Source organism: Streptomyces sp. NPDC006733 (assembly GCF_040636125.1).
GTDB lineage: Bacteria > Actinomycetota > Actinomycetes > Streptomycetales > Streptomycetaceae > Actinacidiphila.
The window spans coordinates 1-24,889 of the sequence record NZ_JBEYJD010000047.1 but is presented as its reverse complement, the minus strand read 5'-3'; the positions used below and the strand labels follow the sequence as shown (position 1 = coordinate 24,889).

Here is a 24,889-nt window from a genome sequence, read left to right as displayed (position 1 = left end):
TGCGCTGTCGGACCGCCGTGGGATGCTCAGCACCGTGCAGACCCAGTCCGTCAGCCCCGTCTTCGTCGGCCGCGACAGTGAGATGACGCGCCTCGCCGCCGCGCTCGCCCGCGCCCGTGCGGGCGAGCCGCAGGGCCTGGTCGTCAGCGGCGAGGCCGGCGTCGGCAAGACCCGCCTCGGCGAGGAGTTCCTCGCGGCCGCCGCCGCGGCGGGCGCCGTCACGGCCGTCGGCGGCTGTGTGGAGATCGGCGCGGACGGCCTGCCCTTCGCGCCGGTCTCCACGGCGCTGCGCTCGCTGTACCGGCAGCTCGGCGACGAGCTGACGGCCGCGGCCGGCAACCAGGCGGGGGAGCTGTCCCGGCTGCTGCCGGAGCTGGGCGAGCACCACGCGCCGGCCCGCGAGGGGCGCGACTCGCAGGACGACGACGGCCGGGTGCGGCTCTTCGAGCTCACCGCCCGGCTGCTGGAGCGGCTGGCGGCGGACCGCACCGTCGTCCTCGTCCTGGAGGACCTGCACTGGGGGGACCGCTCCACCCGCGAGCTGCTCGCCTACCTCTTCCGGTCGCTGCACCGCGGCCGGCTCGTGATCGTGGCCACCTACCGGTCCGACGACATCCACCGCCGGCACCCGCTGCGCCCCTTCCTCGCCGAGCTGGACCGGCTGCGCACGGTCGAACGGATCGAGCTGCCGCGGTTCAGCCGCGCGGAGGTCCGCAGCCAGATCACCGGCATCCTGGCCGCCGAGCCCGAGGGCGGCATGGTGGACCGGGTCTTCGAGCGCTCCGACGGCAACCCGTTCTTCGTGGAGGAGCTGGCGGTCAGCATCCAGCAGGGCTGCAACTCCGGCCTGAGCGACTCGCTGCGCGACCTGCTGCTGGTCCGGCTCGAATCGCTGTCGGAGGACGCCCAGCGCGCCGCGCGGATCGTGGCCGAGGGCGGCACCACCGTGGAGTACCCGCTGCTCGCCGCCGTGTCCGGGCTCGGCGAGGACGAGCTCATTGAGGCGCTGCGCACCTGCGTCGGCGCCAACATCCTGCTGCCCTCCGAGGACGGCGACGGCTACCGCTTCCGGCACTCCCTGGTGCGCGAGGCGGTCAGCGACGACCTGCTGCCCGGTGAGCGCAGCCGCATCAACCGCCGGTACGCGCAGGCCCTGGAGGCCGGCCCCGGCCTGGTCCGCGACGACGAGCGGGCCGCCCGGCTGGCCAGCTACTGGTACTACGCGCACGACCCGGCCAAGGCGCTGCCCGCCGTGCTGCGCGCCTCCGTCGAGGCCCGCCGCCGCCACGCCTACGCCGAGCAGCACCGGCTGCTGGAACGGGCGCTGGAGTTGTGGGAGGACACCCCCGGGGAGGTCCGCGCCGAGCTGCGACCCGCGGACTACGCCGAGGTCTACCCGCCCTGCGGCTGCCACCCCGACTCCCCGCTGCGCTTCCTGGACCTGCTGGCCGAGGTCACGGTCGCCGCCCGGCTGAGCGGCGAGCCCGAACGCGCCTTCGCGGTGGCCAAGCGCGCGCTGCGGCTGGTGGACGAGGCGGAGGACGCGCTGCGCGCCGCCTGGTTCCGCGCCCAGCGCTCCCGGCTCGTCCAGGACCTGGGGCGCGGCGACGGCTGGGAGGACGTGTCCCGCGCCCAGGAACTCCTGCGCGGCCTGCCGCCGTCCGCCGTCCACGCGGACGTCCTCGCCTTCGCCGCCGCCTGGATGATGATCCACAAGTCCGGTGAGGAGGCCATCGTCACGGCGGAGCGGGCCGTGGACCTGGCCCGCCTGGTCGGCGCGCGCGAGACGGAGCTGAACGCCCGGCTGACCCTCGGGCTGCTCCTCGCCGACTCCGGGGACGTCGAAGCCGGGCTGGCCCTGGCCGAGGACGTCTGCCGCGAGGCGCGCGAGCTGGGGCTGCCCGGACTCATCGGCCGCGCCCACGGCAACCTGGCCTCGGTCCTGGAGGGCGTGGGCCGCTCCCGCGACGCCCTCGCCGTCTCGGCCGAGGGCATCGAGAGCGTCCGCGAGATCGCCACCCGCAGCGTGCGCGCCTACCTGCGCGGCAACGAGGGCGAGTCGCTGTTCTTCCTCGGGCTGTGGGAGCGCTGCGAGGAGGCCGTCCAGTGGTCCCGCCGCAACGTGGCGGGGCGGATGGCCGCCGCCGGCCAGTCGATGTACCTGGGCTTCCTCGCGCTGCGCCGCGGGCGGAACACGGAGGCGGAGGAGCACGCGCGGGACGCGCGGGACGGCTTCGTGCACGACACCCAGCCGCAGCACCTGATCCCCATCCGGACGCTGACGCTGGAGCTCGCCGCCCGGCGCGGCCGTTTCGACGAGGCGCGGGCGACCCTGTCCGACGCCTTCGACGCGGGCTTCGTGCCCGGCACCTCGCGCTACTGGTGGCCGCTGCTGGCCGCCGGCGCCGCCGCCGAGGCGGACGGGCCCTGGATGACCGTCGACGACCAGGAGCGCACCGACCACCTGCGGCGCATCCGCAAGGCCGCGTCCGCGCTGCCCCGGCTCGCGCCGGTCTGGGAGGCGTACGCCCTGCTCGTCGAGGCGGAGCTGGCACGCGCCGAGGGCCTGGCCGCGCCCGAGCGGTGGGCGGCGGTGGTCCGCGCCTTCGAACGGATCGAGCGCCCGTACGAACTGGCGCAGAGCCGGTACCGCCGGGCGGAGGCGCTGCTGGCCACCGGGCACGAGACCGGGGAGGCGCGGGAGGCCAGGGCGAGCCGCGAGGAGGCCGGCGCGCTCCTCGTCCTCGCCCACGCCACCGCCGAAGCGCTCGGCGCCCGCCCGCTCGCCGACGAGATCGCGCTGCTCGCCCAGCGCGCCCGGCTCCCGCTGCTCGGACCGCAGGGCCCGGAGGGCGCGCGGCCGCACCCCGTCCCGGAGGAGCCCGCCGACCCCGCCGAGGCGCTGGGGCTGACGTCGCGGGAGCGCGAGGTGCTGCGGCTGGTCACCGACGGCCGGACGAACCGGCAGATAGCCGAGGAGCTGTTCATCTCGCCGAAGACGGCGAGCGTGCACGTCTCGAACATCCTGGCCAAGCTCAACGTCTCCGGCCGCGGCGAGGCGGCGGCGCTCGCGCACCGGCTGCGGCTGTTCACCGTGCCGTCCGTGTGACGGCCGCCCGGGGGCCCGCTCAGCCCGCTCTGCCGCTCAGCTCACCGTCAGCCGCAGGACGCGGTCGTCGCCGGGCTGCGGGGTGCCCCGGCCGTCCGTGTTGCTGGTGGTCAGCAGCAGGGTGCCGTCGTCCAGCGTGACCACGGTGCGCAGCCGCCCGTAGGTCTTCGCGAAGAACGGCTGCGGGGCCGCGGCGGCCTTCGTGCCGTCCAGCGGGACGCGCCACAGCCGCTCGCCCTTCAGCGACGCCATCCAGATGCACCCGGCGGCGTAGGCGATGCCGCTGGGGGAGGCCTCGTCGGTGTGCCACTGCGCGACCGGGTCGACGTACCCGGCCCGGTGCGCCTGGCCCTCGACGACCGGCCAGCCGTAGTTCTTCCCCGGCTCGATCAGGTTCAGCTCGTCCCAGGTGTTCTGCCCGAACTCGGCCGCCCACAGCCGACCCTGCGCGTCCCAGGCCAGGCCCTGGACGTTGCGGTGGCCGTACGAGTAGACGACGGAGTCGGCCTCCGGGTTGCCGTGCGCGGGCTGACCGTCCGGGGTCATCCGCAGGATCTTCCCGCCCAGCGATGTCCTGTCCTGCGCCAGCGGCCGGTTCCCGCTCTCGCCCGTCCCGGCGTAGAGCATCTTGTCGGGGCCGAAGGCGATCCGGCCGCCGTTGTGGTTGGTGCCGCTGGGGATGCCGCGCAGGATCGTGTCGGGCGCCCCCAACTGCTGGCCCACCGGCCGCGACGGGTCGTAGAGCATGCGCGCGATGCGGTTGTCGTCGGCGGTGGTGAAGTACGCGTACACCAGGCGGTCGGAGCCGAACGACGGGGAGATCGCGAGCCCGAGCAGGCCGCCCTCACCGCCCGGCGTGCCGCCGGCCACCCCCGGCACCGAGCCGACCTCGACGGTCTTCCCGGTCGCCGGGTCGGTCCTGAGGATCTTCCCGCTGTCCCGGGAGGCGATCAGCAGCGCCCCGTCCGGGAGTTCGGCCACGCCCCACGGCGTGGTGAGGCCGGTGGCGACCGTCCCGGTGACCGTCGCGGTCCCGGTCGCGGGAGCGGCGGACGCGGAGGCCGGGGACTCGGTGGTCGCGCTGGGGGTGACCGCGGCGGACGACGTGGCCGGCGGCTTGGTGGCCGGCGGGTCCGGGACCCCGCCGTCGGGCGACGAGCAGCCCGCCAGCAGCGCGGCGGCGGCGAGCACGGCGGTCACGGCGGTGGTGGTGGTCGCGGTGGCGGTACGGCGGCGCACGGTGGGTCCTCCCTCGTGGTGTCCCGCTGCGGCATCACCGGGCTGCGCCCCGCGATGCCTGCCTGGGACTCGGGGACGACCCCCGGGAAATTGCAGCACACAACGCCCTCGCGGCGCGCGACTCTTCACGCTTCTGCCGCCCGCCACGGGCCGCGCCGGCGCCCGGAGACCCCGGTACGGCAGCCCCCGCGAAAGCCCGTCCCGCGCGCCCCCACGGGCGTTCCGCCCGCCCATGGCGTCGTCCCCCGGGCCCCGCACGCACTCCACCCGGCCGCCCTGCCCTCCCTTCCGCCCGGATCCCGGAAGCGGGCCGCACGGCCGGTCAGTCCCAGGAGCCCCGTACGGCGGGCAGCCCGGCGATCTCCGCGAAGTCCGCCGGCTCCAGGCGCAGCGCGGCCGCCCCGGCGTTCTCCGCCGCCCAGCGCTCCGTCTTCGTGCCCGGCACCGGGACCACGGCGGGCCCCTGGCCGAGTATCCAGGCCAGCGCCACCTGCGCCGGGGTCGCGCCGTGCCGTTCCGCTATCCGCCGCAGGCCCGCCACGATGGGCTGGTTGGCGGCCATCATCTCGGCGGTGAAGCGCGGATGACGGGCCCGCAGGTCGTCCGGCTCGAAGCCCTGCCCCGGGGTGAGGGTGCCGGTCAGGAAGCCGTTGCCGAGCGGCATCGCCGCCATGAACCCGACACCGCGCGCGGCGCACCACGGCAGCAGCGCCTCCAGCGCCTCGGTGGACCACACCGACAGCTCCGCCTGCACGCAGCTCACCGGGAATACCTGCTGCGCGCGCACCAGCTGCCGGATCGTCTCCTCATGCATCCGCCCGCCCGTCGCCCGCCGCCACCCTTCTGCGGATGCGCTGCGCGCGCCCCCCTTGTTCGTCCGCCGGTTGCCGCGCGCTCCGACCGCGCAGAAGCCGAGCGAGCGCACCTTGCCCGCCGCCACCAGCTCCGCCATCGCGCCCCAGGTCTCCTCGACGGGGACCTCCGCGTCGATCCGGTGCAGCTGGTACAGGTCGATGACGTCGGTCTGCAGCCGCCGCAGCGACGCGTCGCAGGCCCGCTTGACGTAGCCGGGCCGCCCGTTGGCCACGATGTGCTGCTCGCCCACCAGCAGACCGCACTTGGTGGAGACGAACACGTCCCGGCGGCGCTCCCGCAGCACCCGCCCGACCAGCAGCTCGTTGGTGAACGGGCCGTACATGTCGGCGGTGTCCAGCAGCGACGTGCCGCTGTCCAGCGCCGCGTGCACCGCTCGGAGGGACTTCTCGCCGTCCTGCCGCGAAGCGCTGTACGCCCAGCTCATGGGCATGCACCCCAGGCCCACGGCGCCCACTTCGAGAGCTGCTGCACCGATTGTCCTGCGCTCCACCTGGCCTGCCCTCCTCACAACGCCCCGACAGGGGCGTGGACCAAGGTAACGTCCCCCTCGGACAGTGCGTCGCATAGCCTCCTGACCATGGCTGACACGTTGCTGAACCCGCGGCCCCAGGTCTGGCTGCCCATCGCGTCCGAGCAGATCGGCCCGCTGCCCGCGGAGTTGGACTACGTCTTCTGGGACGGCGCCGACGAGTATCCGGCGGATCCGTCGACCGCCGCCTTCTACGTCGTGCCGTACATGAAGGGCGCAGAGGTCGCCCGCCGCCCGCTGCCGCTGATGTCCGGGCTGCGCGTCGTGCAGACCCTGAGCGCGGGCACCGACCAGGTCGCCGGGCACCTCGGGCACCTGCCGCCCGGCGTCCGCCTGTGCAACGCCCGCGGCGTGCACGAGGCGAGCACCGCGGAACTCACCCTCGCGCTCGTCCTCGCCTCGCTGCGCGGCATCCCGCGCTTCGTGCGCGGCCAGGACGCGGAGGAGTGGCACGACGGCTTCTACCCCGCGCTCGCCGACAAGAGCGTGCTGATCGTCGGTTACGGCGCGATCGGCAGCGCGATCGAGGACCGGCTGGCGCCGTTCGAGTGCGACGTGGTGCGGGTGGCCCGCAGCGCGCGCCCCTCCCCGCGCGGCCCGGTGCACTCCCTGGCCGAACTGCCGGAACTGCTGCCCCAGGCCGACGTGGTGGTGCTCTCCACCCCGCTCACGGAGGCGACCAGGGGGCTCGCGGGAGCGGAGTTCCTGTCCTGGATGAAGGACGGCGCGCTGCTGGTGAACGTCGCGCGCGGGCCCGTGGTCGACACCAAAGCGCTGCTGGCCGAACTGGAGTCCGGACGGCTGCGCGCGGCGGTCGACGTCACGGACCCCGAACCGCTGCCCGCCGGACACCCGCTCTGGCACGCGCCGAACCTCCTCATCAGCCCACACGTCGGCGGCAGCACGTCCGCGTTCCTGCCGAGGGCCGAGCGGCTGCTGCGCGCGCAGTTGTTCCGCTTCGCCACAGGGGAGCCGCTCAACAACGTGGTCACCACGACCTGACGTCGCAGGTGGAGGGCGTGCGGCGGCCCGTGACTGCACTGCGTGGCGGTGATCTCCCCTGCGGTTACGCTGTGTAGAGGAACTATGTCCCTGAGTGACGAGTCTGGTGTATCGTCCCGATCGGGGGACGCGTCACGGACGCCCAGCGGTTGCCCACGGGTGCACGGCGGCGCGCGAAAGGTCAGCAAGCAAGGGGGGTCGACGGGTGATGCACGGCCAATGGCGAGACGTCCTGACGCGGTACCACCGGGCACCGCGACAGCGATCCGGGGCCCCGCGGTGAGTTCGACCGGGGCGGTGATCACTCAGCCGCCCGCCCACACCGGCCGGGCCGGGCTCGTGCCCCAACTCCTGGTCGCCGCCCTCTGCGGCGGTTACGCGACCGGCGCGGCGGTGGGCTGGGGATCGACCTGGCTCGCCGACATCATGGGCGACTTCGGGCTCGCGGCCGCCGCGGCGGCGGCCGGCGTCTCCACGTTCGTCTACGCCCGGACCCTCCGGGGCCGGCAGCGGCCCACCTGGTTCCTGTTCGCCGGCTCCTCCGCCATGGTGGCGCTCGGCAACGGCACCTGGGGCTGGTACGAGGTGGTGCTGGACGGAGCACTGCCGAAGACGTCGATCGCCGACTTCTTCTTCCTGCTCTTCGCCCCACCGGCCATCATCGGCCTGCTGATGCTCGCCAAGCGCCCGGTGACCCGGGCCGGCTGGGTCTGCCTGGGGCTGGACGCGTGGCTCGTCGGCGGCTCGCTGCTCACCCTGGCCTGGAGCCTGGCGCTGGCGAACGACGCGAGCCTGCGGGGGCTCAGCGCCGCCCAGGCCGCCCTCCGCCTCGCCTACCCGCTGCTCGACATCGCGCTCGCCAGCATGGTGCTCGCACTGCACTTCCGGCGCTCCCCGGCGAACCGGGTCGCGGTCAACACCGCCATCGCCGCCCTCGCCCTGACCGTGCTGTGCGACGCGCTCTTCCGCTCCCCGCTCTGGCGCGAGCACTACCAGTCCGGCCACATCCTGGACGCCGGGTGGTTCGCCGGCTCCATGCTCCTCGCCTACGCCCCCTGGGCGGGGCGGCGGGACGCCGCCCGGATGGACCCGGCGCAGGCGCACCCCAGCCGCAAGGTCGCGGGCTCGCTGGCCGCGCTCGTCCCGTACCTCGCGGCGGGCATCTGCACGCTCGGCATCCTGTACAACGTGATCGACGGCCGGAAGACCGACCACGTGGTGCTCCTCACCGGCTGCACCGTCGTCCTCGCGCTCGTCGTCCGGCAGGGCATCATGCTGCTCGACAACATCGCCCTCACCCAGGAGCTGGCCCAGAAGGAGAACCACTTCCGCTCCCTGGTCCAGGGCTCCAGCGACGTCATCATGATCGCCGCGCCCACCGGCGTGCTGCGCTACGTGAGCCCCGCCGCCCGCGGCGTCTACGGGCGGGACGCGGGGGAGATGGTGGGCACCGAGTTCGCCTCGCACATCCACCCCGAGGACCTGGGGCGGGTGGTGCACGAGGTCCGCAGGTTTCTCGCCGCCTCGCCCGCCGCGGAGCCCGCTACGCGCATCGAGTGCCGGATCCGCGCCGGCCGCGGCCGGGAGGGCGGCGGCTGGCTCAACGTGGAGTCCAGCGTCAACCGCTACCAGGGCGGGCTGATCTTCAACAGCCGCGACGTGACCGAACGGGTGCGCCTTCAGGCCCAGCTCCAGCACAACGCCTCGCACGACCCGCTCACCGACCTGCCCAACCGCGCCCTGTTCACCGAGCGGGTGAGCCGGGCGCTGGGCGGCCGCCGCAGCGGCGACGGCGAGGCGGCGGTGCTCTTCGTCGACCTCGACGGATTCAAAGCGGTCAACGATACGGTCGGCCACCAGGCCGGCGACGAGTTGCTCGTCCAGGCGGCCCGGCGGCTCCAGGAGTCGGTTCGCTCCGGCGACACGGCGGCACGGTTGGGCGGCGACGAGTTCGCCGCCCTCATCTGTGGCGGGAGTGCCGACCGGCGGCTGCGCGAGTACCAGATCCACGAGATCGCCGACCGGCTGCGCTCCGCGCTCTCCCAGCCGTACCGCGTGGAGTCCGGCGAGGTCCGGGTCGCGGCCAGCATCGGCGTCGCGTTCGCCGAGCCGGGGATCACCCCCAGTGAGCTCATGCGCAACGCGGACCTGGCGATGTACCGCGCGAAACAGGCGGGCAAGGGCCGGGTCGAGATGTACGCGCCCCAGATGCAGGCCGACGTGGTGCGCAGGGCCGAACTGGCCACCCGGCTGCGCAACGCGCTGCACGACGGGGAGTTCACCCTCCTGCACCAGCCGGTGGTCGAGCTGCGGACCGGGCGGGTGGCCGCCGTCGAGGCGCAGGCCCGCTGGCGGTCCGCGCAGGGCATCCTCTTCACCCCCGCCGAGTTCCTGCGGGTGGCGGAGGACACCGACCGCACCGCGGAGCTGAGCCGCTGGCTGCTGCAGGAAGCGGTCGAGCAGGCCGCGCTGCGGCACGGATCCGGCCATGCCGTGCCGGTGGCCGTCCGGATGTCCGTCCGCCGGCTGATGCACCGGGACCTGCCGCCCGGCAGCATCGAGACGCTGCTGAACCGCCATGAGCTGCCCACCGGCGGCCTGGTGCTGGAGCTGACCGACAACGACCCGCGGATCTCCCTGGAGGAGCTGGAGCGCAGGCTGTCGAGCCTGCGCCGCCTCGGTGTCCAGATCGCGCTGGACGGCTTCGGCACCGGCTACGCGGCCATGACCGCGCTGCGCCGCCTCCCGGTGGACCTGCTCAAGATCGACCGCAGCTTCGTGGAGGGCATCGTGGAGTCCGCCCGGCTGCACAAGATCACCTCGGGCATGCTGCGCATCGCCGAGGACCTGGGCATCCGCACCGTGGCCGACGGGGTGGACCGGCCCGAGCAGGTCGTCGCGCTGCGCGCCATGGGCTGTACGCACGGCCAGGGCATGGCCTTCTCCGGCCCGCTCGACGAGCACCGGCTGCGGGGCTCGCTGGCCCGCGGCGGCTACCCCGTACCGCACGGTTCCGTCGCTCTGACCGGCGGCCCGCTCCCCGTGCGGCACAACGGAAACACCGGTTCGGGTGACACCCTTCGCTCAAATGCTGAGACGCCCGTCCCACCCGCTTGACACTCCCAGGGGTCCAGGGGGAGGGTCGTGTCCATGCGCACCCGAATTCTCGTACTTGGAAAGCGCGTCGGCTGACCGAGGCCCACCACCGCCTTGGAATACGCACCGACGCGCTCCCCTCGCTTGCCTGCCGGCACGAGGGGTTTTTTGTTGCCTGGCACCCAGAAGAAACTCATCTTCGAGAGAAGAGAACGCAGATGACCGAGCAGGCCACCGGGGCCCCCCATCCGCAAGCGCGGGCCCGCAGCGGGGGACAGCAGCCCACCACCCCAGAGCGCATGACGGGCGCGCAGTCCCTCATCCGCTCGCTCGAGGCGGTCGGCGCCGACACCGTATTCGGTATCCCTGGCGGTGCGATCCTGCCGGCCTACGACCCGCTGATGGACTCCGTCAAGGTCCGCCACATCCTGGTCCGCCACGAGCAGGGTGCCGGCCACGCCGCCACCGGCTACGCGCAGGCCACCGGCCGGGTCGGCGTCTGCATGGCCACCTCCGGCCCGGGCGCCACCAACCTCGTGACCCCGATCGCCGACGCCCACATGGACTCCGTCCCGCTGGTCGCGATCACCGGCCAGGTCGCCTCCAAGGCGATCGGCACCGACGCCTTCCAGGAGGCGGACATCTGCGGCATCACGATGCCGATCACCAAGCACAACTTCCTGGTGACCCGGGCCGAGGACATCCCGCGGACCATCGCCGAGGCGTTCCACATCGCCGCCACCGGCCGTCCGGGCCCGGTCCTGGTCGACATCGCCAAGGACGCGCTGCAGAACCAGACGACCTTCTCCTGGCCCCCGCAGACCGACCTGCCCGGCTACCGCCCGGTGACCAAGCCGCACGCCAAGCAGATCCGCGAGGCCGCCCGGCTGATCAACGAGGCCAAGCGCCCGGTGCTGTACGTCGGCGGCGGCGTCATGAAGGCCCGCGCCACCGCCGAGCTGCGGATCCTGGCCGAGCTGACCGGCGCCCCGGTCGTCACCACGCTGATGGCGCTCGGCTCGTTCCCCGACAGCCACCCGCAGCACGTCGGCATGCCCGGCATGCACGGCGACGTCACCGCGGTCACCGCCCTGCAGAAGTCCGACCTGCTGATCGCGCTCGGCGCCCGCTTCGACGACCGGGTCACCGGCCGCCTGGACACCTTCGCCCCGGGCGCGAAGATCGTGCACGCCGACATCGACCCCGCCGAGATCGGCAAGAACCGCGCCGCGGACGTGCCGATCGTCGGCGACGCCCGCGAGGTCCTCGCCGACCTGATCGTCGCGGTCCAGGCGGACCACGAGGCCGGCCACAAGGGCGACTACGCCGACTGGTGGAAGGACCTCAACCGCTGGCGCGAGACCTACCCGCTGGGCTACGACCTCCCGGACGACGGCAGCCTCTCCCCGCAGCAGGTCATCGAGCGGATCGGCCAGCTGGCGCCCGAGGGCACCCTGTTCGCGGCCGGCGTCGGCCAGCACCAGATGTGGGCCGCGCAGTTCATCAAGTACGAGAAGCCCAACACGTGGTTCAACTCCGGCGGCGCCGGGACCATGGGGTACGCGGTGCCCGCCGCGATGGGCGCCAAGGCCGGCGTCCCCGGCGCGACCGTCTGGGCGGTCGACGGTGACGGCTGCTTCCAGATGACCAACCAGGAGCTGGTCACCTGCGCGCTCAACAACATCCCGATCAAGGTCGCCATCATCAACAACGGCGCCCTGGGCATGGTCCGCCAGTGGCAGAACCTCTTCTACGGCGAGCGGTTCTCCAACACCGTGCTGCACGCCGGTGAGACCAACTCCAACAGCGGCTCGACGGTGGGCGTCGGCTCGACGGTCAACCGCGGCACCCGCGTCCCGGACTTCGTCAAGCTCTCCGAGGCCATGGGCTGCGTGGGCCTGCGCTGCGAGAGCCCGGACGAGCTGGACGCGGTCATCGCCAAGGCCAACTCGATCAACGACCGCCCGGTGGTCGTGGACTTCATCGTCCACGAGGACGCCATGGTGTGGCCGATGGTCGCGGCCGGCACCTCCAACGACGAGATCCTGGCCGCCCGCGATGTCCGCCCGGACTTCAGCGACGGCCAGGAAGACTGAGGCGCAGGACCGAGAGAAGGAACGAAGCGACATGTCCAAGCACACGCTCTCCGTCCTGGTGGAGAACAAGCCCGGTGTCCTCGCCAGGATCACCGCGCTGTTCTCCCGCCGCGGCTTCAACATCGACTCCCTCGCGGTGGGCACCACGGAGCACCCCGAGATCTCCCGCATCACCATCGTCGTGAACGTCATCGACGAGCTGCCGCTGGAGCAGGTCACCAAGCAGCTCAACAAGCTGGTCAACGTTCTGAAGATCGTCGAGCTGGAGCCCGCGGCCGCCGTTCAGCGTGAACTCGTTCTGGTGAAGGTGCGGGCCGACAACGAGTCCCGTTCCAAGATCGTCGAGATCGTCCAGCTGTTCCGCGCCAAGACCGTGGACGTCTCCCCGGAGGCCGTCACGATCGAGGCCACCGGCGGCGCCGACAAGCTGGAGGCGATGCTCAAGATGCTGGAGCCCTTCGGCATCAAGGAGCTGGTGCAGTCCGGCACCATCGCCATAGGGCGTGGTGCCCGCTCCATCACGGACCGCTCCCTGCGGGCCCTCGACCGCTCCGCGTGAGCACCCCTCGCCCTGCGGTCCCGCCCCGGTGGGACCGCATGGCGAGACCGACGCGCTTTCCTCCGCCCACCGGACGTACTGTGTGGGCAATCCACAGAACCAAGGAGATATCCCAAGTGGCTGCCGAGCTGTTCTACAACGACGACGCCGACCTCTCGATCATCCAGGGCCGCAAGGTCGCGGTCATCGGATACGGCAGCCAGGGTCACGCCCACGCGCTGTCGCTGCGCGACTCCGGCGTCGACGTGCGCGTCGGCCTGCACGAGGGCTCCAAGTCGAAGGCCAAGGCCGAGGAGGAGGGCCTGCGGGTCGTCTCCGTCGCCGAGGCGTCCGCCGAGGCCGACGTCATCATGATCCTGGTCCCGGACCCGCTCCAGGCCAAGGTCTACGAGGAGTCCATCAAGGACAACCTCAAGGACGGCGACGCGCTCTTCTTCGGTCACGGCCTCAACATCCGCTACGGCTTCATCAAGCCGCCGGCCAACGTCGACGTCGCCCTGGTCGCCCCGAAGGGCCCGGGCCACCTGGTCCGCCGCCAGTACGAAGAGGGCCGCGGCGTCCCGTGCATCGCGGGTGTCGAGCAGGACGCGACGGGCAAGGCGTTCGAGCTCGCGCTCTCCTACGCCAAGGGCATCGGCGGCACCCGCGCCGGCGTCATCAAGACCACCTTCACCGAGGAGACCGAGACCGACCTCTTCGGCGAGCAGGCGGTCCTCTGCGGTGGCGCCTCGGCCCTGGTCAAGGCGGGCTTCGAGACCCTCGTCGAGGCCGGCTACCAGCCCGAGATCGCGTACTTCGAGTGCCTCCACGAGCTGAAGCTGATCGTGGACCTGATGTACGAGGGCGGCCTGGAGAAGATGCGCTGGTCGGTCTCCGAGACCGCCGAGTGGGGCGACTACGTCACGGGCCCCCGCATCATCAACGACCAGACCAAGGTCGAGATGAAGAAGGTCCTCGCCGAGATCCAGGACGGCACCTTCGCCAACAACTGGATGGCGGAGTACAACGCCGGCCTCCCGAAGTACAACGAGTACAAGAAGGCCGACGAGAACCACCTGCTGGAGACCACGGGCAAGAAGCTCCGCAAGCTCATGAGCTGGGTCGACGACAAGGCCTGAGCCCTGTCGGGTGCGGGGCGGTCGCAGTGGCCGCCCCGCACCGTTGTCCACGGCGTACAGCCACGTGCGGGTGATCCTTCCACCAAGGCACAAGTCGCACTCGGCGGCGCCGATACACTGCAACTACAAAGCGCGTCAGGCTCACAGCGTCGTGCGTCTTCCACGCGGCATGCCATCCCCTCCCTCCCTGGAGCGTCCGCGGGACCGGCCGCCCACGAAGGACAAGTGAGGACCACGTGAGCCAGAAGCCTGTCGTACTCATCGCCGAAGAGCTGTCGCCCGCCACCGTCGACGCACTGGGGCCGGATTTCGACATCCGGCACTGCAACGGCGCCGACCGGGGTGAGTTGCTCTCCGCGATCAAGGATGCCGACGCCATCCTGGTCCGAAGCGCCACCAAGGTCGACGCGGAAGCCATCGCCGCCGCGCCCAAGCTGCGGGTCGTCGCCCGTGCGGGCGTCGGGCTCGACAACGTCGACGTCGCCGCCGCCACCAAGGCCGGCGTCATGGTCGTCAACGCGCCGACGTCGAACATCGTCACCGCCGCCGAGCTGGCCTGCGGCCTGCTCATCGCCACCGCCCGCAACATCGCGCCGGCCAACTCGGCGCTGAAGAACGGCGAGTGGAAGCGGAACAAGTACACCGGCGTGGAGCTGGCCGAGAAGACCCTCGGCGTCGTCGGCCTCGGCCGCATCGGCGCGCTGGTCGCCCAGCGCATGTCCGCGTTCGGCATGAAGATCGTCGCGTACGACCCCTACATCCAGCCCGCTCGCGCGGCCCAGATGGGTGTCAAGATCCTCAGCCTGGACGAGCTGCTGGAGGTCTCCGACTTCATCACCGTCCACCTGCCGAAGACCCCCGAGACCCTCGGCCTGATCGGTGACGAGGCCCTGCACAAGGTCAAGCCGTCGGTCCGGATCGTGAACGCCGCGCGCGGCGGGATCGTGGACGAGGAGGCGCTGGCCTCGGCCCTCAAGGAGGGCCGCGTCGCGGGCGCCGGCCTGGACGTCTACGCGAAGGAGCCGTGCACCGACTCCCCGCTCTTCCAGTTCGACAACGTGGTGGCCACCCCGCACCTGGGCGCCTCCACCGACGAGGCGCAGGAGAAGGCCGGCATCGCCGTCGCCAAGTCCGTCCGCCTCGCGCTCGCCGGCGAGCTGGTCCCGGACGCGGTCAACGTCCAGGGCGGCGTCATCGCCGAGGACGTGCGCCCCGGCCTGCCGCTCGCCGAGAAGCTCGGCCGCATCTTCACCGCGCTGGCCGGCGAGGTCGCCGCCCGCCTGGACGTCGAGGTCCGCGGCGAGATCACCCAGCACGACGTGAAGGTGCTCGAACTCTCCGCGCTCAAGGGTGTGTTCGAGGACGTCGTCGCCGAGACGGTCTCCTACGTCAACGCCCCGCTGTTCGCGCAGGAGCGCGGCGTCGAGGTCCGGCTGACCACGTCGAGCGAGTCGCCCGACCACCGCAACATGGTCACGGTCCGCGGCACGCTGACGGACGGCGTGGAGGTGTCGGTCTCCGGCACGCTGGCCGGCCCGAAGAACATCCAGAAGATCGTCGCGGTCGGCGACGAGGACGTGGACCTGGTCCTCGCCGACCACATGGCCTTCCTCCGCTACACCGACCGCCCCGGCGTCGTCGGCACGATCGGCCGCATCCTCGGTGAGGCGGGCGTCAACATCGCCGGCATGCAGGTCGCCCGCGCGGCGGTCGGCGGCGAGGCCCTCGTGGCCCTGACCGTCGACTCGTGCATCCCCCCGGCTGCCCTGGCCGAGATCGCCGAGGAGATCGGCGCCACGTCGGCCCGCGCGGTGGACCTGACGGACTGACCCGTCCGGTCGGGAGACCGATCCGGAACGTCAGCGACGCAGCCGCCCTTCACCCGTATGAAGGGCGGCTTCGTCATTCCCTCCCACTGCGCTGAGCGCTGCGGACAGAATCCCGTCCATGGGAGGAATCATGACTGCTGAACCGTTGCCGGCCTGGGCTTTCCCGCCTGTCGGCGGATTCACCGCGGACGACCTCGACCGCATCCCCGATCTCCCGCCGCACACAGAGCTGATCGACGGGAGCCTTGTCTTCGTGAGTCCGCAGAAGTATTTCCACATGCTGGCCGTGGATCTGTTGAGCACGCGCCTGCGTCAGGCGGCTCCGGACAGGTTCCGTGTGCTGCGTGAGATGACCATCGTGCTGAACCGGTCCAATCGGCCGGAGCCGGATATCTCGATCGTGCGGGCCGAAGCCGTTTCGGAGGCCGCCGACGAAACCGGCTACCAGGCCGAGGACGTCGTCCTGGCCGTGGAAGTCGTCTTGCCCGAGTCCGAGGAGCGGGATCGCAAGCGCAAGCCCCAGCTCTACGCGGAAGCGGGCATCCCGCACTTCTGGCGGATCGAGAAGGGTGAGGGCCGGCAGCCGGTCGTCTGCGTCTATGAACTCGACACGATGACCCGTACCTATGTTCCGTCGGGCATCCACCACGAGCGGCTCAAGGTCCCCGTCCCCTTCACCATCGACATCGACCTCAGCGAGATCGACCGCCTGTAGCACCGCTCGGCCTGTCCTCTACAGCCGCGCGGCCTTCAGCGCCATGTGCAGCAGCAGCCGGTCCTCGCCCTCGTCCAGGTCGAGGCCGGTGAGCTGTTCGATGCGGGAGAGGCGGTAGTAGAGGGTCTGGCGGTGGATGGCGAGGGCGGCGGCCGTGCGGCCCGCCTGGCCCGCGCAGTCCAGGTAGACCTCGGCGGTGCGGGCGAGCTCACGGTGGGACGGCTCCAGCAGCGGCAGGACGGCGGGGTCCGGGGCGGCTCCGCCCGGGAGCGCCGAGAGCATGCGGTACGGGCCGAGGCCCGCCCAGTCGGCGACCGGGGCCAGCCGGGGCTGGACCCGCGCCGCGCGGGCCGCCGCGGTCGCCTGCTGCCAAGCCTCGGACAGCCCGTCCAACCCGCGGGCGGGCTCGCCGACACCGGCCACCGCGCCGGGCGCGGCCGACGTCTCCAGCAGCCGGGCCGCGGCGGTGCGGGCGGGGGAGGCGTGCTGGGCGGAGCGGAGCCGGACCAGGACCGCCAGCGGGTCCGCGCCGGTGGAGACGGGGGCCGGGATCCGGCACAGGGCGGCGGCGCCCGGGATCGTCCGGATCCCCGGCAGCTCCCTCGACCCGTCGTCCGCGCCCTCGGCCGCGTCGGCGGAGCGCGCGGCGCCGTCCAGCGCCGGGGGAGCGGTCCAGCCCAGGACGCACACGAGTGCGTGCACCTCGTCCGCGTCCGGGCCCAGCGCCCGGCTCAGCGCGTCCCGCGCGGCCTCGCGCCGCTCCCCGGGCCCCGCGGTCAGCGCCGCGCGCAGCTCGCGCCCGACGTCGGCGCCCGCCCGGGACTCGGCGGCCAGCCGGTCGCCGATCCGGTCGCAGACCTCCATGGCGGCGACGAGCCGCGGATCGGGGTCGGGTCCGGCGTCCGAGTCGTCGAGCAGCCAGACGTAGCCGTGCACGATGCCGCGATGGCGCACCGGCAGGCAGATCCGGCCGCGGACGACGCCCGCGGCCGGGGCGGCGGGGATGCGCACCGGGCCGGTGGCGCGGGCGATGCCGAAGCGCTCGAACCAGGAGCGGACCTCGGCGGTCGAGCGCCGGGTCAGGATCGAGCGGGTGCGGACGGGGTCCATCACGCCGTCGTCGCTGTCGTGCGCGCCGAACGCGATCAGCCGGAAATCGCGGTCCTCCAGGGTCGCGGGCGCGCCGACGAGAGCGGACACCTCGTCGACCAGTTCCTCGTAGTCCTCTCGCACCCCTCCATTCTCTCTTACATCTGTATGAGGGAAGCCGCACGGATGCGTGACAGGTGTCGATGGTTCACGGGGTAGGTGAACCCTAGATTTCGCGGTGTCGCTGCCTGTTCATGCTCTGATCCTGAAGGAGCCCCCGTGCTCGGTCCTGTGTTGCTCGCCGCCTCGCGCAGCGACCGCATGCGTCGCATCGTCGCCGCGGCGCCGGTCACCCGTCCTGTGGTGAATCGTTTCGTCGCCGGTGACGAACTGCATCCGGCCCTGGACAACGTCCGCGAGCTCACCTCGTCCGGCCTGGAGGTCACCCTCGACCACCTGGGCGAGGACGTCACCGACGCGGCCACCGCGAGCGCCACCCGCGACGCGTACCTGGCCCTGCTGCGGGCACTGGAGACCGAAGGCCTCGGCACCCGCGCCGAGGTCTCCGTGAAGCTCTCCGCGTTCGGGCAGGCGCTGCCCGGCGGCGGCCACGACATCGCGCTGGAGAACGTCCGCGAGGTCGCGGAGCTGGCCACCGCGATCGGCACCACGGTCACCCTCGACATGGAGGACCACACCACGGTCGACTCGACCCTGGGCATCCTCGCCGAGCTGCGCAAGGAGCACCCGGACACCGGCGCCGTCATCCAGTCGTACCTGTTCCGCACCGAGGACGACGCCCGCAAGCTCGCCGTCGCCGGCTCGCGCGTGCGCCTGGTGAAGGGCGCGTACAAGGAGCCCGCGAGCGTCGCGTTCCAGTCCAAGGCCGAGGTCGACAAGGCGTACGTGCGCGGCCTGAAGATCCTCATGGCCGGCGACGGCTACCCGATGGTCGGCTCGCACGACCCGCGCATGATCGCCATCGCCCAGGAGCTGGCCGCGCGCCACGGCCGCAAGCCCGGCAGCTACGAGTTCCAGATGCTCTACGGCATCCGCACCGCCGAGCAGCGCCGCCTCGCCCAGGACGGCGAGCGCATGCGCATCTACGTGCCCTACGGCGCAGACTGGTACGGATACTTCATGCGTCGTCTCGCGGAGCGTCCGGCCAACCTCGCCTTCTTCCTCCGTTCCTTCCTCCCCAGCCGCTGAGTAACCCTCACTCAAAGGAGCGCACCTTTATGGACGCTGTGACCCAGGTCCCCACGCCGGTGAACGAGCCGATCCACTCCTACGCCCCGGGATCCCCCGAGCGCGCCCGGCTCGAAGCGAAGCTGAAGGAGCTGGCCGGCAACCCGATCGACCTGCCGATGACCATCGGCGGCGAGAAGCGGATGGGCGGCGGCGAGCGGTTCGACGTCGTGCAGCCGCACAACCACAGCGCCCGCATCGGCACCTACGCCAACGCCACCGCCAAGGACGCGCAGGACGCCGTCGACGCCGCCCTCGCCGCGGCGCCCGCCTGGCGCGCGCTGTCCTTCGACGACCGCGCCGCGATCATCCTGCGCGCGGCCGACCTGCTGTCGGGTCCGTGGCGCGAGACGCTCGCCGCCTCGACCATGCTCGGCCAGTCGAAGACCGCCCAGCAGGCCGAGATCGACACCCCCTGCGAGCTCGTCGACTTCTGGCGCTTCAACGTCTCCTTCGCCCGGCAGATCCTCGCCGAGCAGCCGATCAGCAGCGCCGGCGTGTGGAACCGCAGCGACCACCGGCCGCTGGAGGGCTTCGTCTACGCGATCACGCCGTTCAACTTCACGGCCATCGCGGGCAACCTGCCCACCGCGCCCGCCCTGATGGGCAACACCGTCGTGTGGAAGCCGTCCCCGACGCAGACGCACGCCGCCGTGCTGCTGATGCGCGTGCTGGAGGCCGCGGGCCTCCCCAAGGGCGTCATCAACCTGGTGACCGGCGACGGGATCGCCGTCTCCGAGGTGGCGCTCACCCACCCGGACCTGGCCGGCATCCACTTCACCGGCTCGACCAAGACCTTCCAGCACCTGTGGAAGACGGTCGGCAACAACATCGAGAAGTACAAGACGTACCCGCGCCTGGTCGGCGAGACCGGTGGCAAGGACTTCGTGGTCGCCCACCCCTCCGCGGACCCGGCGATCCTGAAGACCGCGCTGACCCGCGGCTCCTTCGAGTATCAGGGCCAGAAGTGCTCGGCCTCCTCCCGCGCCTACATCCCGCGCTCCATCTGGGACAACGGCTTCAAGGAAGAGTTCGCGGCCGAGGTCGACGGCATCACCATGGGTGACGTCACCGACCTGTCGAACTTCATCGGCGCCGTCATCGACGAGCGCGCCTTCGCCAAGAACAAGGCGGCCATCGACCGCGCGAAGTCCGACCCGACGATCGAGGTCGTCGCCGGCGGCACCTACGACGACTCGGTCGGCTACTTCGTCCGCCCGACCGTCCTGGTCTCGACGGACCCGGAGAACGAGATCTTCCGCGACGAGTACTTCGGCCCGATCCTGGGCGTGTACGTCTACGAGGACGACGACTTCGACGCCATGCTCGCCCAGATGGAGTCGTTCTCGCCGTACGCCCTCACCGGCTCGATCATCGCCCAGGACCGCACCGCGGCCGTCGACGCGATGGAGAAGCTGCGCTTCGCCGCCGGCAACTTCTACATCAACGACAAGTCGACCGGCGCCGTCGTCGGCCAGCAGCCGTTCGGCGGAGGCCGCGCCTCCGGTACGAACGACAAGGCCGGCGCCGCGTCCAACCTGATGCGCTGGACCTCCACCCGCTCCATCAAGGAGACGCTGGTCCCGCCGACCGACTACCGCTACCCCCACCAGGGCTGACCTGCCCGGCAGCAGCCCGACCGCATACCGCCGCCCCCGCCTCCGGTCCCCGTCCGGAGGCGGGGGCGGCCCGCGTTCGGGTGGTGTCCGTCTCAGATAGTAGGAAGTCCGAGTAACTGTGGAGACATAACCGCGGCGCTGGCCTAGCTTTGTAGAAGCCGAACGAATCGCTCCACCAGCGATCGGCGGATGCGAACCCGCGCCCTTCACGCAGGTCACCCCCTGCCGCGCACGTTCCCCGCCCCGTTCTGTGGCGACAACCATCTCCTTGATCTTCCTTTGGAGCTGATCACCATGGACGAGACCGCACGCGAGAACGCGATGAAGGCCCTGCAGCGCTCGCTCGACCGCCGGGACAACGGCGGCAGCACCGGCCACGAGGCGCGCTAGCGCCGCGCCGACCCGCAAAGACATAGCAACGGGCGCCGGACGGGTAGAAACCCGTCCGGCGCCCGAGGCCCGCGCTCAGCGAGCGCGCGGCGCCACCGTGCTGTGCCGGTTCTTCACCTGGCCCTCCGGGCCACCGTGCTGTGCCGGTCCTTCACTTCGCCCTCCGGGCTACCGTGCTGTGCCGGTCCTTCACTTCGCCCTCCGGGCTACCGTGAAGTGGTCGATCCGCTCGCCCGTCTCCGCCAGCGCGGAGACCGTCAGCGTGGCCGTCCGGCCGGAGGCCGCCGGGTCCACCTCGACCGCGATGAACGAGTAGCCCGTGTAGCGGACCCGCGACCAGGTGACGTTCTCGGTGACCTTGCCGCCGCCCTTGGCCGAGTGCCAGGTGGCGACCGAGTCGACGGGGTGCTCGTGGCCCTCGAACGAGTCGGGCGCCGGGAAGTCGTAGAGGCTGCGGCCCGCGCCGCCGGCCGTCACGTAGACGATGCCGTCCTGCTCGGGGCGGACCGTGTCGCCGATGGCGACCGGCTTCGAGACCTTGCCGCCGCGGATCGCGTCGGTGCGCTCGTAGACGTGGTTGTGGCCGTTGACGACCAAGTCGACCTGGTGCTTCTCGAAGAGCGGCACCCACTTCTCCCGCACCCCGCCGTCGGAGGCGTGCGCGTTGGTGGTCGAGAAGGCGCAGTGGTGGAAGAAGACCACGATGAAGTCGATGCCGCGCTGCTTGCGCAGCTCGCCCAGGCGCTTGTCCAGCCACGCGGTCTGCTTGCCGCCGCTGATGTCGTAGTTGGCCGGGATCTCGTACGAGACGTCGTTCGCGTCGAGCGCCACGACGGCCGTGTTCCCGTACACGAAGGAGTACGCGCCCGGCAGGTTCTTCGCGTCGGGCCCGTTGCCCGGCAGGCTCCAGCGGGCCTCCTGACCGCCGTAGCCGTTGGGGGAGTACCAGGCCTCCATGTCGTGGTTGCCGGTCGTCACCATCCACGGGACGCGGGACGCGACCGACTCCGTCTGGGCGAGGAACTGGTCCCAGGTCCGGGCGTCGTAGACGGAGGAGTCGGACTGCTGGCCCGAGCCGGCCGGGTCGGCGTAGCAGATGTCGCCGGCGTGCAGGTGGAACGCCGGGTTCTGCGCCAGGATCAGGCTGTCGTTGGCGAGCGCGTGGTAGCTGACGCCCTGGTCACCGAAGGCGGTGAAGGTGAAGCGCTCGTTGCCGCGCGCCGGCGCCGTGGTGAAGCTGCCGATGGTGCCGAACGCCTGGCCGGAGGCCGGGTCGAAGCCCTCGTGGCCGACGCCGTAGTAGTAGGTGGTGCCGGGGTGCAGCCCGTCGAGCGCGGCGTGCAGGTAGTACTGGTCCACCGGCGGCAGCTTGCTGTTGAGCAGCTGCGGGGTGTGCAGCGCGCGGACCTCGGCCTGGATGCGGTGGCTGAGCGACCACGGCTTGAGGCCCACCCGGATGAACGGCTTCCGCACGGCGAGCGGGACCTGCCAGGAGACCCGGAACTGGGTCTTCGGGTCCGCGCCGAAGGCGAGGTGGCGGGCGAAGGGGGCGACGAGGGAGCCGCTGACGTGGTGCCCGGTCGCGGGCTTGCCCAGCAGCGTGGGGGAGGCCGGGGCGGCGTTCGCGGTGCCGCTCAGCAGCCCGGCGCCCGCCACCGCTCCGGCGGCGGCGACGGTGCCGCGGATGACCCCGCGGCGGGTCAGCCGGGACCGCAGGTACTCGTGCTGTTCGGCCATGCTCATCCGGTCGGCGAGCCGGTCCGCGATACCCATACGTGGTGTGTCCATGCGCGCAATGTCGCAGCGCTGTTCGACCCGCTGCCGTACATCGGGTGAACGGGCGGTGGCCACCCTTCCATATGTCCGTCATGCGGACACCAAGTGTCATTCAATGGGACGCCGAGTAGGGTTTCCCGCATGTCTCGCACCCTCAGCCTCGCAGTGATCCCCGGTGACGGAATCGGCCAGGAGGTCGTGGCCGAAGGCCTCAAGGTCCTTGCCGCCGTCCTTCCTTCGGACGTGAAGCTGGAGACGAAATCCTTCGATTTCGGCGCCAAGCGCTACCACGCGACGGGCGAGACGCTGACCGAGGACGACCTCGCGCAGCTCAAGGAGCACGACGCGATCCTGCTCGGCGCGATCGGCGACCCGTCGGTGCCGTCGGGAGTGCTGGAGCGCGGCTTCCTGCTGAAGCTCCGCTTCGCCTTCGACCACCACGTGAACCTCCGCCCCAGCAAGCTCTTCCCGGGCGTGGCCACTCCGCTCGCCGGCTCGCCGGAGATCGACTTCGTCGTGGTCCGCGAGGGCACCGAGGGCCCGTACACCGGCAACGGCGGCTCCATCAGGACCGGCACCTCGCACGAGGTGGCCACCGAGGTCAGCCTGAACACCGCGTTCGGCATCGAGCGCGTGGTGCGTGACGCCTACGCCCGCGCTCAGGCCCGCCCGCGCAAGAAGCTCACGCTGGTCCACAAGAACAACGTGCTGGTCTACGCCGGCCACCTGTGGACGAACATCTTCAACAAGGTCGGCGAAGAGTTCCCCGACGTGACCACGGACTACCTGCACGTGGACGCGGCGACGATCTTCCTCGTCACCGACCCCGCACGCTTCGACGTGATCGTCACCGACAACCTCTTCGGCGACATCATCACCGACCTCGCCGCCGCCGTATCCGGTGGCATCGGGGTCGCCGCCAGCGGCAACATCAACCCCAGCGGCGACTTCCCCTCGATGTTCGAGCCGGTCCACGGCTCCGCCCCGGACATCGCAGGCCAGAGCAAGGCCGATCCGACCGCGACCATCCTCTCCGTGGCTCTGCTGCTCCAGCACCTGGGCTACGCCGACGAGGCAGCCCGCGTCGAGAAGGCCGTGCACGCCGACCTCGCCGAGCGCACCGCCCCGCGCAGCACCGTGCAGGTGGGCGACGCGCTGGCCGCACGAGTAGCCGGCTGACACCCGGACCCTGGGCATCAGCCCCGGCCGGGTGCGACCATCAACCCCGGGCCGCACATTTATGCCTATGGCCCCATCGCTGCGATAATCAGCGGTGGGGCCGCTGTGCGAGGGGAAACTCGGACGTCCAAGCACTGGGACGGCGGGTGCGGTCCGCCATGACCTCACGGTGAAGGACACGCAGACATGACGACGCCCACGATCGAGCTCAAGCCTTCCTCGCACCCGCTGTCCGACGCGGAGCGCGAGGCGATCCTGTCCAACCCCGGGTTCGGCCGCCACTTCACCGACAACATGGTGACGATCCGGTGGACCGAGGGCCGTGGCTGGCACGACGCGCAGCTCGTGCCTTACGCCCCGCTGTCCATCGACCCGGCCAACATGACGCTGCACTACGCGCAGACGATCTTCGAAGGCCTGAAGGCGTACCGCCAGCCCGACGGCACGGTCGCCACCTTCCGCCCCGAGGCCAACGCCAAGCGCTTCCAGGACTCCGCGCGCCGGCTGGCCATGCCCGAGCTGCCGATCGAGACGTTCATCGAGGCCGTCGACGCGATCGTGGCCCAGGACAAGGCATGGGTGCCCGCCGCGGGCGAGCAGTCGCTCTACCTGCGCCCCTTCATGTTCGCCACCGAGGTCGGGCTGGGCGTCAAGCCGGCCAACGAGTACCTCTTCATGGTGATCGCCTCGCCCGCCGGCGCGTACTTCGCGGGCGGCGTGAAGCCGGTCTCCGTCTGGCTCTCCGAGGAGTACGTGCGCGCCGCCCCCGGCGGCACCGGCGCGGCGAAGGCCGGCGGCAACTACGCGGCCTCCCTCGTGGCCCAGGCCCAGGCCATCGAGCACGGCTGCGACCAGGTCGTCTGGCTGGACGCGATCGAGCGCAGCTGGATCGAGGAGATGGGGGGCATGAACCTCTACTTCGTCTCCGGTAACAAGATCCTCACCCCCGCCCTGACCGGCTCGCTGCTCCCCGGCATCACCCGCGACTCGCTGCTGCGGATCGCCGCCGACCTCGGCTACGAGGTCAGCGAGGGCCGGATCTCCGTCGAGGACTGGAAGCGCGGCTGCGCCGACGGCTCCATCACCGAGGTCTTCGCGTGCGGCACCGCCGCCGTGATCACCCCGGTCGGCTCCGTCAAGTCCACCCGCGCCGACTGGACCGTCGCCGACGGCAACCCGGGCGAGGTGACGATGAAGCTGCGCGAGGCGCTGCTCGCCATCCAGACCGGCACCGCCCCGGACCCGCACGGCTGGATGCACCAGCTGGGCTGACGCCCGCGTCGTCCCCCTCGCCGAGCGCCCGCGTCCGGTTCCCGCCCAGATCGGCGCCCACTACTTCGCCCACGGGGGCTGGCTGGAGGACGGCCAGCTGATCCGCGACGCGGGCCGGCTGGCCGGGATCCCCGGTGTCCTGATCCAC

Annotated in this window: 16 protein-coding genes and 1 pseudogene; 13 read left to right on the top strand and 4 right to left on the bottom strand. The window is 71.9% G+C overall.

Annotated features, from left to right (window positions below; genetic code table 11):
- Nucleotides 1-22: 22 nt before the first annotated feature.
- The gene (locus ABZ721_RS32565; RefSeq protein WP_358792373.1) at nt 23-3,109 is read left to right on the top strand and encodes an AAA family ATPase; all 3,087 of its coding nucleotides are present in this window, start codon (nt 23-25) and stop codon (nt 3,107-3,109) included.
- 36 nt (nt 3,110-3,145) lie between these two features.
- On the opposite strand, the gene ABZ721_RS32560 is transcribed toward ABZ721_RS32565, so the two are convergent.
- Both ABZ721_RS32560 and ABZ721_RS32555 read right to left on the bottom strand, forming a co-directional pair.
- Nucleotides 3,146-4,309 (bottom strand): PQQ-dependent sugar dehydrogenase, encoded by a 1,164-nt coding sequence (locus ABZ721_RS32560; protein ID WP_358792401.1) that lies wholly within the window; start codon nt 4,307-4,309, stop codon nt 3,146-3,148.
- Between the two features lie 361 nt (nt 4,310-4,670).
- On the bottom strand, nt 4,671-5,714 hold the full coding sequence (locus ABZ721_RS32555; RefSeq protein ID WP_358792372.1) for an aldo/keto reductase: 1,044 nt from the start codon (nt 5,712-5,714) through the stop codon (nt 4,671-4,673).
- An 87-nt stretch (nt 5,715-5,801) separates the two neighbouring features.
- Between ABZ721_RS32555 and ABZ721_RS32550 the strand changes: the two genes are divergently transcribed.
- The 7 genes from ABZ721_RS32550 (at nt 5,802) to ABZ721_RS32520 (ending at nt 16,168) form a co-directional block, all read left to right on the top strand.
- A complete protein-coding gene (locus ABZ721_RS32550) occupies nt 5,802-6,755 on the top strand; it encodes a 2-hydroxyacid dehydrogenase (RefSeq protein ID WP_358792371.1) in 954 nt (317 codons plus the stop codon).
- Between the two features lie 279 nt (nt 6,756-7,034).
- Nucleotides 7,035-9,872 (top strand): EAL domain-containing protein, encoded by a 2,838-nt coding sequence (locus tag ABZ721_RS32545; protein ID WP_358792370.1) that lies wholly within the window; start codon nt 7,035-7,037, stop codon nt 9,870-9,872.
- A gap of 197 nt (nt 9,873-10,069) precedes the next feature.
- Nucleotides 10,070-11,947: an acetolactate synthase large subunit gene (locus tag ABZ721_RS32540; protein WP_358792369.1), complete on the top strand. Its 1,878-nt coding sequence runs from the start codon at nt 10,070-10,072 to the stop codon at nt 11,945-11,947.
- A 31-nt stretch (nt 11,948-11,978) separates the two neighbouring features.
- A complete protein-coding gene (gene ilvN, locus ABZ721_RS32535) occupies nt 11,979-12,506 on the top strand; it encodes an acetolactate synthase small subunit (protein ID WP_358792368.1) in 528 nt (175 codons plus the stop codon).
- A gap of 116 nt (nt 12,507-12,622) precedes the next feature.
- Nucleotides 12,623-13,624, top strand: a complete 1,002-nt coding sequence (gene ilvC, locus ABZ721_RS32530) for a ketol-acid reductoisomerase (RefSeq protein ID WP_358792367.1) — start codon at nt 12,623-12,625, stop codon at nt 13,622-13,624.
- A gap of 236 nt (nt 13,625-13,860) precedes the next feature.
- Nucleotides 13,861-15,453 carry a phosphoglycerate dehydrogenase gene (serA, locus tag ABZ721_RS32525; protein ID WP_358792366.1) on the top strand — a complete coding sequence of 531 codons (1,593 nt, stop codon included), beginning with the start codon at nt 13,861-13,863 and terminating at the stop codon, nt 15,451-15,453.
- A gap of 130 nt (nt 15,454-15,583) precedes the next feature.
- A complete protein-coding gene (locus ABZ721_RS32520) occupies nt 15,584-16,168 on the top strand; it encodes a Uma2 family endonuclease (protein WP_358792365.1) in 585 nt (194 codons plus the stop codon).
- An 18-nt stretch (nt 16,169-16,186) separates the two neighbouring features.
- Here the strand turns inward: ABZ721_RS32520 and ABZ721_RS32515 are convergent, their stop codons facing one another.
- A complete protein-coding gene (locus tag ABZ721_RS32515; protein ID WP_358792364.1) occupies nt 16,187-17,401 on the bottom strand; it encodes a helix-turn-helix domain-containing protein in 1,215 nt (404 codons plus the stop codon).
- A 135-nt stretch (nt 17,402-17,536) separates the two neighbouring features.
- Here ABZ721_RS32515 and ABZ721_RS32510 point away from each other — a divergent pair, with 135 nt between their 5' ends.
- Nucleotides 17,537-18,466, top strand: a complete 930-nt coding sequence (locus ABZ721_RS32510; RefSeq protein WP_358792363.1) for a proline dehydrogenase family protein — start codon at nt 17,537-17,539, stop codon at nt 18,464-18,466.
- Between the two features lie 29 nt (nt 18,467-18,495).
- Entirely contained in the window at nt 18,496-20,124 is a 1,629-nt protein-coding gene (pruA, locus tag ABZ721_RS32505) for an L-glutamate gamma-semialdehyde dehydrogenase (RefSeq protein ID WP_358792362.1), read from the top strand.
- Between the two features lie 579 nt (nt 20,125-20,703).
- On the opposite strand, the gene ABZ721_RS32500 is transcribed toward pruA, so the two are convergent.
- A complete protein-coding gene (locus ABZ721_RS32500) occupies nt 20,704-22,302 on the bottom strand; it encodes a metallophosphoesterase family protein (protein ID WP_358792361.1) in 1,599 nt (532 codons plus the stop codon).
- 129 nt (nt 22,303-22,431) lie between these two features.
- On the opposite strand from ABZ721_RS32500, the gene ABZ721_RS32495 reads away from it, so the two are divergent.
- From ABZ721_RS32495 to ABZ721_RS32485, 3 genes and pseudogenes are all read left to right on the top strand, one after another.
- Nucleotides 22,432-23,469: a 3-isopropylmalate dehydrogenase gene (locus ABZ721_RS32495; RefSeq protein WP_358792360.1), complete on the top strand. Its 1,038-nt coding sequence runs from the start codon at nt 22,432-22,434 to the stop codon at nt 23,467-23,469.
- Nucleotides 23,470-23,655: 186 nt separating this feature from the next.
- Nucleotides 23,656-24,741 (top strand): branched-chain amino acid aminotransferase, encoded by a 1,086-nt coding sequence (locus ABZ721_RS32490; protein ID WP_358792359.1) that lies wholly within the window; start codon nt 23,656-23,658, stop codon nt 24,739-24,741.
- Nucleotides 24,742-24,787: 46 nt separating this feature from the next.
- Nucleotides 24,788-24,889 (top strand): annotated as a pseudogene (locus ABZ721_RS32485) (prolyl aminopeptidase); the annotation flags it as partial.

What these genes read in the sequence shown, in the direction of transcription:
- ilvN (WP_358792368.1), top strand. Translation starts at nt 11,979, where the DNA reads ATGTCCAAGCACACGCTCTCCGTCCTGGTGGAGAACAAGCCCGGTGTC.
- pruA (WP_358792362.1), top strand. Translation starts at nt 18,496, where the DNA reads ATGGACGCTGTGACCCAGGTCCCCACGCCGGTGAACGAGCCGATCCAC.
- ABZ721_RS32565 (WP_358792373.1), top strand. Translation starts at nt 23, where the DNA reads ATGCTCAGCACCGTGCAGACCCAGTCCGTCAGCCCCGTCTTCGTCGGC.
- ABZ721_RS32495 (WP_358792360.1), top strand. Translation starts at nt 22,432, where the DNA reads ATGTCTCGCACCCTCAGCCTCGCAGTGATCCCCGGTGACGGAATCGGC.
- ABZ721_RS32490 (WP_358792359.1), top strand. Translation starts at nt 23,656, where the DNA reads ATGACGACGCCCACGATCGAGCTCAAGCCTTCCTCGCACCCGCTGTCC.
- ABZ721_RS32500 (WP_358792361.1), bottom strand. Translation starts at nt 22,302, where the DNA reads ATGGACACACCACGTATGGGTATCGCGGACCGGCTCGCCGACCGGATG.
- ABZ721_RS32540 (WP_358792369.1), top strand. Translation starts at nt 10,070, where the DNA reads ATGACCGAGCAGGCCACCGGGGCCCCCCATCCGCAAGCGCGGGCCCGC.
- ABZ721_RS32550 (WP_358792371.1), top strand. Translation starts at nt 5,802, where the DNA reads ATGGCTGACACGTTGCTGAACCCGCGGCCCCAGGTCTGGCTGCCCATC.
- ABZ721_RS32520 (WP_358792365.1), top strand. Translation starts at nt 15,584, where the DNA reads ATGACTGCTGAACCGTTGCCGGCCTGGGCTTTCCCGCCTGTCGGCGGA.